Here is a 12,154-nt window from a genome sequence, read left to right on the forward strand (position 1 = left end):
CGCGAGTGCCTGCGAATACGATTCTTGCAGCTTGAAGCTTGAAGCTTGAGGCTGCTGTTAGAGGTTCTAGAGAATGGCCGAACGTCTCAATAACGACTTTCAATTCCTTGATGTCGGGCGTAAAGACCCGAAGAAGAAGCTGCTGCGCCAACGCAAGAAGGAGTTCGTGGAGATCTACGAACCCTTCAAGCCTCAGCATTCGGCTGATCAGGCTCATCGCTGCCTGGGTTGCGGCAACCCGTACTGTGAGTGGAAGTGCCCTGTGCACAACTTCATTCCCAACTGGCTGAAGCTCGTGGCCGAGGGCAACATCCTCGCTGCCGCCGAGCTGTCGCATCAGACCAACACGCTGCCGGAAGTGTGCGGTCGGGTCTGCCCGCAAGACCGTCTTTGTGAGGGCGCGTGTACGCTCAACGATGGCTTTGGCGCAGTGACCATTGGCTCCGTCGAGAAGTACATCACCGACACCGCGTTCGCCATGGGCTGGCGTCCGGACATGTCACGCGTGGTGCCTAACGGTAAACGTGTAGCGATCATCGGCGCTGGACCTGCTGGCCTCGGCTGCGCTGACGTGCTGGTGCGTGGCGGCGTGAAGCCGGTGGTGTTCGACAAGAACCCTGAAATCGGTGGCTTGCTGACCTTCGGTATCCCCGAGTTCAAGCTCGAAAAAACCGTACTGAGTAACCGCCGCGAAGTCTTCACCGGCATGGGCATTGAATTCCGCCTCAATACCGAAATCGGCAGAGACATCAGCGTCGATCAGTTGCTGGAAGAGTTCGATGCCGTGTTCATGGGCATGGGCACTTACACGTACATGAAGGGTGGCTTCCCTGGCGAAGACTTGCCGGGCGTGCACGATGCGCTGGATTTCCTCATCGCCAACGTCAACCGCAACATGGGTTTTGAAAAGGCGCCGGAAGACTTCGTCGACATGAAGGGCAAGAAGGTCGTAGTGCTCGGCGGTGGTGATACGGCGATGGACTGCAACCGCACCTCCATCCGTCAAGGCGCTCGTACCGTGACCTGTGCGTACCGTCGCGACGAAGAAAACATGCCCGGCTCACGCAAGGAAGTGAAGAACGCCAAGGAAGAGGGTGTGAAGTTCCTCTACAACCGCCAGCCGATTGCCATCGTGGGCGAGGACCGGGTTGAAGGCGTGAAAGTGGTCGAGACGCGTCTGGGCGAGCCCGATGCGCGAGGCCGCCGCAGCCCCGAGCCGATTCCGGGTTCCGAAGAAATCATCCCGGCGGATGCCGTGGTCATCGCCTTCGGTTTCCGGCCAAGCCCGGCGTCGTGGTTCGATCCGCAGGGTATCCAGACCGACAGCCAGGGGCGCGTCGTTGCACCAGAGCAAGGCCAGTTCAAACACCAGACCAGCAACCCGAAAATCTTCGCCGGTGGCGATATGGTTCGCGGTTCTGACTTGGTGGTGACAGCGATCTTCGAAGGCCGCAATGCGGCTGAGGGGATTCTGGATTATCTGGGCGTGTAAACACGCGAATTTGTAGGAGCGCGCTTGCCCGCGATGCGTTAGGTCAGTAAATGTTTTAGCGTCTGGAATGGCGTATTCGCGGGCAAGCGCGCTCCTACAGATTGCATCGATCTGCTGCGACAAATCGACCCGATAAATAAAAGGCACGGCACCGACCGTGCCTTTTGCTTTGGTGTCTGAGAAAATGCCCGCACTTTTTTTCCGGATGCCGCCATGACCGCCCTGAAGAACGACCGTTTCCTCCGAGCCCTGCAAAAGCAGCCCGTCGACGTAACGCCTGTATGGATGATGCGTCAGGCCGGACGCTATTTGCCGGAGTACCGCGCCAGTCGCGCCAAGGCGGGAGACTTCATGAGCCTGTGCATGAACCCGGAGTTCGCCTGCGAAGTCACGCTGCAACCCCTTGAGCGTTATCCACTGGATGCCGCGATTCTATTCTCCGACATTCTTACCATTCCCGACGCCATGGGTTTGGGCCTGTACTTTGAAACAGGCGAAGGCCCGCGTTTCAGGAAAACCGTGAATACCCTGGCTGAAATCGAAGCGCTGCCGATTCCTGACGCTCGCAACGATCTCGGTTACGTGATGGATGCGGTCAGCACGATTCGTCGTGAGCTCAATGGCCGCGTACCCCTCATTGGTTTCTCCGGGAGCCCGTGGACGCTGGCCACTTACATGGTCGAAGGCGGGTCTTCCAAAGACCATCGCAAATCCAAAGCCATGCTGTATGAAAACCCTCAAGCCATGCACTTGCTGCTGGATAAGCTGGCGTTGTCGGTGATTGCCTACCTTAACGGGCAGATCCTCGCAGGCGCTCAGGCTGTGCAGATTTTCGACAGTTGGGGCGGCAGTCTCTCTGACGCGGCTTACCAGGAATTCTCGCTGGCTTACATGCAGAAGATCGTCAACGGCCTGATCCGCGAGAACGATGGCCGCAAAGTGCCGGTCATCTTGTTTACCAAGGGCGGCGGTCAGTGGCTGGAAAGCATGGCCGATACCGGCGCCGACGCGCTGGGCCTGGACTGGACCACGCCGATTGGCGACGCTCGCCGTCGTGTCGGCAACCAAGTCGCGCTGCAAGGCAACATGGACCCCTCCGTCCTGTACGCCAGCCCGCTAGCGATTCGTGCCGAGGTGGCACGTATCCTCAAGAGCTACGGCAGCGGCACCGGCCACGTCTTCAATCTCGGCCATGGCATCACGCCGGAAGTCGACCCTGCCCACGCGGGTGCCTTCATTGAAGCGGTGCACGAACTGTCGGCGCAGTATCACCAGTAAGCGCTTAAGCGCAGATGCACAAACGCCCGGTTATGCCGGGCGTTTTTGTTTGTGCTGGTGGGTTTCGAGCACATTCGCTTCTGCCCGCAGGGCGCAGGCGTCCAGCTTGCTGACGATCGGCCGGGAACCGGTCGTGAATTCAGGCTGCCTTGGCTGTGTCAGGCCTATGGCATTCTCAGGATGGCTGTCGGTTCCCGACAGATCGTCTGCAAGCCCAACTCCCACGCCCTTCGGGCAGAATCACAAACGCTATATCAAACCTGCATATTCACCGCCAACGGCGGCACTTTGGCCAGTTTCAGCGCAGCGCCGAGCGCGATGAGCAGCAGCACACCGATGAAGATGCCGATGCCGTTCCAGCCTGCGTAGTGCCAGAACACGCCACCGCCGGTGCCCGCGACGCTTGAGCCGACGTAATAGCTGAACAAGTAGAGCGAGGATGCCTGGCCCTTGGCTTTGATGGCCCGGCGACCAATCCAGCTGCTGGCGACAGAATGAGCGCCGAAGAAGCCGAAGGTGAACATCAGCACGCCGATGATGACCACGATCAGTGGTGAGAACATCGTCAACGCGACACCCGCGAGCATCAATCCAATCACCGCCCACAGTACATTGCGGCGTCCCAATTGATCTGCCAGCGCACCGATCTTCGCCGAGCTGTAGATGCCTGACAGGTACACCACCGAGAACAGGCCCACCACGGCTTGGCTCAGGTTGTAAGGGTCGGCCAGCAAGCGATAGCCGATGTAATTGAACAGCGTGACGAAAGCGCCCATCAGCAAGAAACCCTCGAGAAACAACAACGGCAAGCCCGCGTCGCGAAACTGCAGGACGAAGCCTTCAAGCAGACTTCGACCGTTCAGCGGTCTTGCCCTGAAGTTGCGTGAGGGTGGCAGGATTTTCCAGAAGATGGTCGCAGCGCCCGTCGCGATCAGTCCCATGATCAGCAACGCGGTGTGCCAACTGACGTAATCGCTCAGTACACCGGTGATCACGCGTCCGCTCATTCCACCAATCGCATTGCCGCCGATGTACAAGCCCATTGCCAGGCCAATGTGCTGTGGGTGAATCTCTTCACTCAAATACGTCATGCCGACCGCTGCCAGCCCGCTAAGAGAAAGGCCGACGAATGCTCGTGCGATCAACACGCCTTCCCAAGTCGGCATCAGCGCGCTGACGATGGTGAAAATAGCGGCGCTGAACAGTGAGAGCACCATGATGGGCTTGCGCCCCAGGCGGTCGGAAATCGGCCCGGTGATCAGCAGCCCAATGGCCAGCATCGCCGTCGAAACCGACAGGATCATGCTGCTCTGAGCGGCGTTGATGGAAAACTCGCGTGACAGCAGCGGCATCATGGGCTGCACGCAGTAAAGCAGCGCGAAGGTCGCAAAGCCGCCCGAGAAAAGGGCAAGTACGGTGCGCATGAAAGCGGGAGTGTCTTTTTCGATGTACGTATCGCCCAGTGGTATGGAGGCGGTGGCGACGTCGGGCGCCGAGTCTTGTGAGGCAGGGGTTACAGCGGTTTTCACAGTGAAACCTCACGCGTGACTGAGCATTTGAGGGAAAAAGAATATCGCTGGCTAATGATTCTTTCCAATATATTGTTCGACCTGTTTGATAGGTTTTACGACCTGATGGGGTGAGCGTGGAATTACGTCATTTGCGGTACTTCATTGCGGTTGCCGAAGAGTTACATTTCGGGCGGGCCGCGCAATTGCTCGGCATATCGCAACCGCCCTTGAGCCAGCAGATCCAGGCACTCGAGCAAGAGCTGGGCGCACGGTTGCTTGAACGCACCAATCGTAGGGTCGAGCTCAGCGAGGCCGGCAGGCTGTTTCTCGATGAAGCACGACTGGTCCTCGCTCAGGTGCACAAGGCTTCTGATGTGGCGCGCCGCGCGCAGTTGGGTGAGATAGGCGAGCTGAAAATCGGCTTTACGGCCTCGGCGCCGTTCACCTCTAGCATCCCTCAGGCGATTTTCGCCTTCCGCCAGGCATTTCCATCGGTTCACCTGGCGTTGCAGGAGATGAGCAGCAAAGAGGTCGCCGAGCGCCTTGAGGAGCAAGCAATGCAAGTGGGCATCATGCGCCCGCTGCCACTGCCTGATTCGTTGGTGGCATTTGAACTCCTGCGCGAGCCTCTGGTGGCGGTGATCCGGTCGGATCACCCGCTGGCGGCCGGCAGCGAAAAGGGCCTGTACCTGAGCGCGCTGGCCACCGAGCCCTTCGTGTTTTTCCCGCGCAGCTACGGCAGCGGTTTGTATGCGCAATTGATTGACCTGGCGAGGGCGGCCGGATTCAGCCCTTTGATCACGCAGGAAGCGGGCGAGGCCATGACTATCATCGGATTGGTCGCGGCAGGGTTGGGGGTCACGGTGTTGCCGGCGTCTTACCAGCGAATGCGGATCGACGGAGTGGTGTATCGGACCGTGCTTGACGCTGATGCCACCTCAGCGGTGTGGCTGGTGCAGCGCAGAGACCAGAAATCTCCGATGGCCAAAGCATTTATCGAGCTGGTGACGCGCAAGGCGGGATGAAAGAGGTATCGAGCTTTCTTCGCTGGCTCGTTGCCGGTAGCGGTTAAAGTGTTGTTTTAAGTCAGGAGATTCCGAAGGGATTGTCTGAATGGTTACCAGGACTCGCCCTCGTCATGTGTATTGCATAGACTCGATACCCTTCATCGGCCATATGCGGCCTTACCAGCACTCAGCAACCAAGGGGTCGTACATGCGGCGAGTGGTTTTCAATCAGAAGGGTGGCGTCGGTAAATCGAGCATCGCCTGCAATTTGGCAGCCGTCAGCGCTTTTGAGGGCTATCGGACGTTATTGATCGACCTTGATGCGCAGGCAAATTCCACTCAGTACCTGACGGGGCTCACCGGTAACGACATTCCGATGGGGATTGCCGACTTCTTCAAGCAAACGCTGTCTTCCGGACCTTTTGCCAAAAAGAACAAGGTCGATATCTACGAAACGCCCTTCGACAACCTGCATGTGGTGACGGCCTCCGCCGAGCTGGCCGACCTGCAGCCAAAGCTTGAGGCGAAACACAAGATAAACAAGCTGCGCAAACTGCTGGACGAGCTGGATGAGGATTACGAAAGAATCTACATCGACACGCCTCCAGCGCTTAATTTCTACGCGGTTTCGGCATTGATCGCGGCCGACAAGGTGTTGATCCCTTTTGACTGCGACAGCTTCTCCCGGCAGGCGCTCTACGGCTTGTTAAAGGAAATAGAAGAGCTCAAAGAAGACCACAACGAGGCGCTTGAAGTAGAAGGCATCATCGTTAACCAGTTCCAGCCCCGTGCCAGCCTGCCGCAGCAGATACTGGACGAGTTGATTGCCGAAGGGCTGCCGGTGCTGCCGGTCTACCTCAACAGCTCAGTCAAAATGCGTGAGTCGCATCAGGCTAATACGCCGCTCATTCATCTTGATCCCCGCCATAAACTGACGCAGCAATTCATGGAGCTGCATCAGTATCTGGAAAACAACGCGGCCTGAGGTCAGCTCGCGCCCTGTATCAGCCGCGTTCGAGTTGCAGCGAGCCCGCACTGATGGCGTTGGTCATTTTTCTGGCGAGTTTTTGCGCGGTTTTCGCAAGCTCGCGCGGGATCGAGATGGTGGCTTGCATGTCGGCTGTCACCGTTTTCTGGCTTGAGATCAGCCGGTGGTTGTCGGCGGGGCAGTCGCAGCGCACGGTATGCCCGTGGGTGGCAACGGCGACGAGGTCATCGATATAGGTTGGGTTGCCTTGTGCGATAAATCCGACGCGCTGGCACGCGGCGCACCACACCGGATCCCCCATACGCGCCAGCCGACGCTCATCACACACCTGTCGGCCAGATGCTTTAAGCACGAAACCACCGGTACTCGTTAAATCGCCTTCCCTGACTACGAACGTCATCGCTGCCTGCTCCTGGATTGTCTGCGAAGAACAAACCTTAGACGCTAAACAGACTGGTGATGGCCTATGGAGTGGCTTTCAGACCGCTCCTACAACATTTGGCGAACGGCGCCCGCACACGGTTGCTTCGGATGACTTCGCATATTTCAGATGCCTTGACTTCCCAGCCATGCGATCAGTTGCTGAAGCGGCATGGCCCCGCTTTGTCGCGCGACTTCGCGGCCATTTTTAAACAGGATCAGGCTCGGAATCGAACGAATGCCGAGCTGCGCCGACAGTTGCGGATTGGCTTCGCTGTCCAGTTTGGCCAACCGGCATCGCCCGGACAATTGCGCTGCGGCCTGCTCGAAAGTCGGCGCAAAGGATTTGCACGGCCCACACCATTCGGCCCACACATCCACCAACAACGGCAGGTCGCCTTTGATCTGACTGGCGTATTCGCCTTGAGTGAGCTTGAACGCCGTGCCCGGCAACACCTGCTCTTTACAGCGCCCGCACTTGGGTTGGTCGCCAAGGCGATCGGCGGGTATTCGGTTCAGCCCGTTGCAATGCGGACAGGGAATCATCACAGGTTCTGACATGGCATAGGTTCCATTCATGGCTATGGCGTTTAGATGGTGGCGTCTTCGGCCTTTATCAACAGAGGTACTGACTGTATCGGCCTGTTAAGGCGCGTCTGTCTCTGTCCGTTGCCGAAGGATGCGCCTAGCCTTCAAACCTGATTGAGACACGGAGAGCGGCATGCAAACCCTCGGCGTATTAGGCGGCATGAGTTGGGAATCCACCGCGACTTATTACAAATGGCTGAATGAGGGCGTGCGAGACAGTTTGGGCGGTCTGCATTCAGCGCCCATTCTGCTGCACTCGGTGGACTTCGCTGCGATTGCGGCACTGCAGAAGGCCGGTGAATGGGACCGGGCTGGCGAGCAACTCGCCGACGCTGCACGCGGGCTGCAGCGTGCGGGTGCAGGCGCGTTGTTGCTGGCAACCAATACGATGCACAAAGTCGCTGGCGCCATTGAGTCGGCGGTCAGCATCCCGCTGTTGCACATCGGCGATGCAGTTGGCCACGCCTTGCGTCAGCGCGGCGTTTCCAAGGCTGCATTGCTGGGCACACGCTTCACCATGCAGGGAGACTTCTACACACGTCGCCTGGCCGAGCGCTTCGGCATTCAGACGTTGTTGCCGAACGCTGACGATATGACCGAAATCGACCGGATCATCTTTGCAGAGCTGTGCCGCGGCGAGTTTCTTCGGCCCGCCCGAGATTTCTATCTGGGCGTGCTTGAAACCCTGCGTGATCAGGGCGCCGACGCGGCCATTCTGGGCTGCACAGAAATTGGCCTGTTGCTGGAAGGCGTCGACAGCCCTCTGCCCCTGGTGGACAGCACACAAGAGCATGTTGCGATGGGGTTGGGCTGGTTGCTGAGTGATATCTGAGGGGCTGGCGATTCAGCCTTGAATCCGCCGCGAACTATCCGAAAGCACTGCTCTTTCGGATAGTTGCGCGTATCCGGTGTTGGGCATAACCTTTTTTCCATGGTAAGTCTTTCACCAAGCCCGTGTTTACTTCCTATACATCTGAAGGTGGTCAATTCTTTTGCGCGCTAGCAACGCTTCAGCAGTGTCGGGCGATTTGTATTTTGTGAAGACTTAGGATTTCTATTAGCAAACAAGAGTTCTTCAATGAATATTAAATGCTGTACGGCCAGCTTCATAGCTGTGTCTGCATTTTCAAACATCAATATGGCGCAAGCGGGGCCGCCGGTTCAGATTGTTTTCAACAATAAAGGGAATATGGATGCTGTTTATGATGTCGCGAGGAGTAGTGCTTACAGCTATTCTGAAGCGAAGCCTAAACCTTTGCCAAAGGTGAATGCGGGAGCGTTCGATACATATAGTGTGGCCGGTTCGCTCTCTCCTGATGTCACTACTGCATCGTTTCAGTACAGAATGGGTTCAAAGGTATGTAAGTTTAAAACCAGCTACGTAAAACTACCGGGCCGTGGAGTTCCCCCGAAGTGGAATAAAAGCGCTGAAGCCAGCGGCGGTGCAAGATGTGACGTGAAAGTAACGTCCGCCAATGTTGCAACGCACGCCTGGGCTGTCGAGTTTACAATGCGATAATCAGCTGCGGAATAGCCTGAATCGCTCTCTTGTTTAAGAGAGATGCGTTTCGGGCTGTTCGCCTTGCGGTAAGGGGGTCACATATGATTAGCAGTATTCAAAATGGTGGTGCCTTCATCAGTGTCTCAGCTGTAGTCAGTAGTGAAAATCCTGTAGTCGTCGTCCAGCCAAAACAAACATTATCAATTGATCCGGCGTTGGGTAGGCTAAAAATATCATCACTCGCCCGGCAGCTGGGTGAAAGTGCTGCACTTGCTGGTGCCAGGCATGAAAATCTTGATCGCCGCGAGCTTGGCAGAGAGGCTGAGAGGCTTCTGGACCAGATATCCGGTGATGCTTATCAGGCGAACAAAGAGTCACACAATGCCGTGTCCCCTGTAACTGACGACGATGTGCTTTTGGAACGAGCAAGGCTCGCCACTGAATACGTTGTGCGGCACGAGCAGCATGATCGGGGCGTTATCAGCCCATTTGCGGGGCTTTCCAGAGAGCTGTTGAACTTGATTGTGTACGATGAAAGTGGCTCTTACACAATAAATGAACGGCGTGCTGCTTTTATAGGGGTTAACCAATACGAGTGGCAATGGAGGCAGCAATTAATGCGAGACGCAAAAATTGAGTCCGCCAATAACGCCGGTCAAACACCCAGGTTCTACGCAGAAGTTATTGCTCACTACAACGCCCTCCCGCTAATAGAGCAAGTTCAGTACCCTGACGACTACGTCGCTAAAACACAGGCTCACATTGATCAGGCTAATAATCCCATTAAAACGCGAGAGCCCAAACTGCTGACCCTTTTTGAAATATTGGCAATCATGCTCAAGCGCAAAAAAATAGGAGAGGGCGAAGAGGGTGAAAAGTCTCCTGTTATTACTAATCCCGCGGGCGCTGGCTCTACTACCGCTTCCTGATACTCCTGATTCAAGGATGAAACCTAGATGATCACTAATATTTCAGCATCTGCTTTATCTGCTCCCCGTCGTCTCACTGAAGCTGAAGCCGACACTTCAACCCAGAATCGCGCCGATAAAACTACAGCAGTAGTCGATAAGTCCGATAACGCGGCCTTCTCAACGTTCGCCCGTCAACTAGGCGGCAGTGCAATGCGTGCCGAGCTGCGTGAAAAGACGATGAGCTATGAAGAGTTGAACGCGTTTGCGCTGCAACAGGTAGACAAGTTTTCAGGTAATAACAAAGAGTTGAACGACGCGAGCCGTGCGCGGGAAATACCTGTGAACGATGATCACGAATCAGTGAGTCGGGCGCGCAACGCGACGGATTACATCACGCGTCTGGTGGCTGGGGACACAGGAGCGCGTAACCCGTTCGAGCGTCTTTCACGCGATGAGCTGACATTGATTGCCTACGACGATAAAGGCAATTTCACGCTTAACGAACGGCGTGCGGCTTACGAGGGAATCGGCGACCTCGAACAGCGATGGCGTCAGGAGACGGTCGAGCGGGGCAACGCTGAGCAAGCGAGAATCGGCAGGTCGCCGCAGTTCTTCGCTGATGTGCTTGACCACTACAAATCCTTGCCGGCCATCGAGAAGGCCCTTAGCTACCCGAAAGCCACTGTCGCTGTTCTGGAGGACCGCATCTACAACGAGCACTTCGGTCCTGGCATGCCAGAACGTGAGGTGGCGCGGCGCACGATCAACTTATACGAAGTGCTGGCAGGCATCACGTTGCCCGATCGGCCTCGAAGCAATGACCCGCTGCACCCGTCCCACAACCAAAAGTTCTCGGCTCGCACGTCTGCAATCGCGGCTGAAGCGGCCTTTGAAAAGTTGGTTGATGAGCCGACGCGCAAACGTCCTTCATGAGAATGGGCTTCAGCGTTTCAAGCCGCGCTCACGACGAGCAACTGATCTCCAGATGCTTGCCCCAATCGGGCGGACGCTGCGCGTAGCTTTCCATGCCGGGCTGTTCCTCGAAGGGATTGCACAACACCTCGTGCAGCCGGCGAACTTCCTGGTAGTCGCCTTGCTCGGCGGCCTCAATGGCGCGTTGAGCGAGGTAGTTGCGCAGGATGTACAGCGGATTGACCGCGTGCATGCGTGCACGTCGCTCTGCTTCGTCACCAGTATCTTCGCGAGCAACACGCGCCTTGTAGGATGCTGCCCAAGCGTCTAAACCCGCCAGATCGACGAAGTCATCACGCAGGTGGCTGACGGCGATCTCCGCGGGCTGATCGCCCAGGCGCCGGAAAAACAACGTGTAATCAACCCCGCTGTTTTGCATCAATTGCAGCAGCCGCGAAACGAGTTCGCTGTCGCCGTCTTCGGCGGTTGTCAGCCCTAACCGGCGTCGCATCAAATCCAGGTAGTGCGCCTGATACAGCGGCAGGAACAGTCCGATTGCCTCGCGCAGCGCCTCCACGGTGATGAAGGGCGTGAGCGCCTGCGCCAGCGCGCTGAGGTTCCACTGCGCAATGGGCACCTGATTGCTGAAGGAATAACGCCCTTCATGATCGGAGTGGTTGCAGATGAATTTCTGGTCGAAATCGTCAAGAAAGGCGAACGGCCCAAAGTCGAACGTGATGCCCAGAATCGACATGTTGTCGGTGTTCATCACCCCATGACAGAAGCCATACGCCTGCCATTTGGCGATCAACTCGGCATTGCGTTCGACGATTTCGGTGAACATCGCCAGATGCGGCTCTTCCGTTTCCAGCGCTTGCGGGTAATGCAGCGCCAGAACGTGATCGGCCAGCTGTTTCAGTTCTTCCGGCTGCTTGGTGTAGAAGAAGTACTCAAAGCTGCCGAAGCGAATATGACTCTTCGCCAGACGCAGCACCATCGCTGCGCGCTCTTGGGTTTCTCGCCAGACCGGGGTCGTCGAACCAATGACGCAGGCCGCACGACTGCTTGGGATACCCAGCGCATGCAGCGCCTCTGAAGCCAGAAATTCGCGAATGGATGAACGCAGCACTGCACGCCCGTCGCCCATGCGCGAGTAAGGCGTCTGCCCGGCGCCCTTGAGGTGTAAATCCCAATGCTCGCCGGCATCGTTGTAAACCTCGCCCAGCAGCAGCCCGCGGCCATCGCCCAGGCGTGGGTTGTAGGAGCCGAACTGATGACCTGAGTACACCATCGCCCTCGGATCGGCCTCAGCCCACAGCTTATGGCCACTGAACAACTCGGCGAAGACAGGGGTTTGCGCTTGCTCGCGGTCCAGATCCAGCAACGCCAGCGCGGCATCGCTCGCCACGACAAGGCGGGGCGCGGCGATGGGTTCAGGCAGGACGGAGGTGGAAAACGCATCGCCGAGGCGGGCGAAGCGGTTGTCGAAGGTCAGTTCGTCGAGGGCTTTCAAGGGATGCCTCCAGCAGAATGTCCGAGCATTCTG

12 protein-coding genes are annotated in these 12,154 nt (G+C 57.1%); 8 read left to right on the forward strand and 4 right to left on the reverse strand.

Features of this window, described 5'->3' with window-relative positions; genetic code table 11:
* The first annotated feature begins 73 nt into the window (after positions 1-73).
* Together OYW20_RS02755 and hemE are read left to right on the forward strand one after the other, a co-directional pair.
* Positions 74-1,492 carry an FAD-dependent oxidoreductase gene (locus OYW20_RS02755; RefSeq protein WP_268799210.1) on the forward strand — a complete coding sequence of 473 codons (1,419 nt, stop codon included), beginning with the start codon at positions 74-76 and terminating at the stop codon, positions 1,490-1,492.
* Between the two features lie 213 nt (positions 1,493-1,705).
* The gene (gene hemE, locus OYW20_RS02760) at positions 1,706-2,770 is read left to right on the forward strand and encodes a uroporphyrinogen decarboxylase (protein WP_268799211.1); all 1,065 of its coding nucleotides are present in this window, start codon (positions 1,706-1,708) and stop codon (positions 2,768-2,770) included.
* Positions 2,771-3,024: 254 nt separating this feature from the next.
* Here the strand turns inward: hemE and OYW20_RS02765 are convergent, their stop codons facing one another.
* Positions 3,025-4,299 carry an MFS transporter gene (locus tag OYW20_RS02765; protein ID WP_268799212.1) on the reverse strand — a complete coding sequence of 425 codons (1,275 nt, stop codon included), beginning with the start codon at positions 4,297-4,299 and terminating at the stop codon, positions 3,025-3,027.
* A 116-nt stretch (positions 4,300-4,415) separates the two neighbouring features.
* Between OYW20_RS02765 and OYW20_RS02770 the strand changes: the two genes are divergently transcribed.
* Both OYW20_RS02770 and OYW20_RS02775 read left to right on the forward strand, forming a co-directional pair.
* Positions 4,416-5,306 (forward strand): LysR family transcriptional regulator, encoded by an 891-nt coding sequence (locus OYW20_RS02770; RefSeq protein WP_268799213.1) that lies wholly within the window; start codon positions 4,416-4,418, stop codon positions 5,304-5,306.
* 190 nt (positions 5,307-5,496) lie between these two features.
* A complete protein-coding gene (locus tag OYW20_RS02775) occupies positions 5,497-6,273 on the forward strand; it encodes a ParA family protein (RefSeq protein WP_268799214.1) in 777 nt (258 codons plus the stop codon).
* 19 nt (positions 6,274-6,292) lie between these two features.
* On the opposite strand, the gene OYW20_RS02780 is transcribed toward OYW20_RS02775, so the two are convergent.
* The gene (locus OYW20_RS02780; RefSeq protein ID WP_268799215.1) at positions 6,293-6,676 is read right to left on the reverse strand and encodes a PAAR domain-containing protein; all 384 of its coding nucleotides are present in this window, start codon (positions 6,674-6,676) and stop codon (positions 6,293-6,295) included.
* 146 nt (positions 6,677-6,822) lie between these two features.
* Positions 6,823-7,257: a thioredoxin TrxC gene (gene trxC, locus OYW20_RS02785; protein ID WP_268799216.1), complete on the reverse strand. Its 435-nt coding sequence runs from the start codon at positions 7,255-7,257 to the stop codon at positions 6,823-6,825.
* A 160-nt stretch (positions 7,258-7,417) separates the two neighbouring features.
* Here trxC and OYW20_RS02790 point away from each other — a divergent pair, with 160 nt between their 5' ends.
* The 4 genes from OYW20_RS02790 (at position 7,418) to OYW20_RS02805 (ending at position 10,629) form a co-directional block, all read left to right on the forward strand.
* Entirely contained in the window at positions 7,418-8,116 is a 699-nt protein-coding gene (locus tag OYW20_RS02790) for an aspartate/glutamate racemase family protein (RefSeq protein ID WP_268799217.1), read from the forward strand.
* Between the two features lie 246 nt (positions 8,117-8,362).
* Positions 8,363-8,803, forward strand: coding sequence for a hypothetical protein (locus OYW20_RS02795; RefSeq protein WP_268799218.1), 441 nt, complete (start codon positions 8,363-8,365; stop codon positions 8,801-8,803).
* A gap of 83 nt (positions 8,804-8,886) precedes the next feature.
* Positions 8,887-9,714, forward strand: a complete 828-nt coding sequence (locus OYW20_RS02800) for a hypothetical protein (RefSeq protein ID WP_268799219.1) — start codon at positions 8,887-8,889, stop codon at positions 9,712-9,714.
* Positions 9,715-9,741: 27 nt separating this feature from the next.
* Positions 9,742-10,629, forward strand: coding sequence for a hypothetical protein (locus tag OYW20_RS02805; protein ID WP_268799220.1), 888 nt, complete (start codon positions 9,742-9,744; stop codon positions 10,627-10,629).
* A gap of 28 nt (positions 10,630-10,657) precedes the next feature.
* On the opposite strand, the gene selO is transcribed toward OYW20_RS02805, so the two are convergent.
* Positions 10,658-12,121: a protein adenylyltransferase SelO gene (selO, locus tag OYW20_RS02810; protein ID WP_268799221.1), complete on the reverse strand. Its 1,464-nt coding sequence runs from the start codon at positions 12,119-12,121 to the stop codon at positions 10,658-10,660.
* Positions 12,122-12,154: the final 33 nt, after the last annotated feature.

The sequence above is a fragment of the Pseudomonas sp. BSw22131 genome (assembly GCF_026810445.1).
In the GTDB taxonomy this organism is placed as follows: Bacteria; Pseudomonadota; Gammaproteobacteria; order Pseudomonadales; family Pseudomonadaceae; genus Aquipseudomonas; species Aquipseudomonas huanghezhanensis.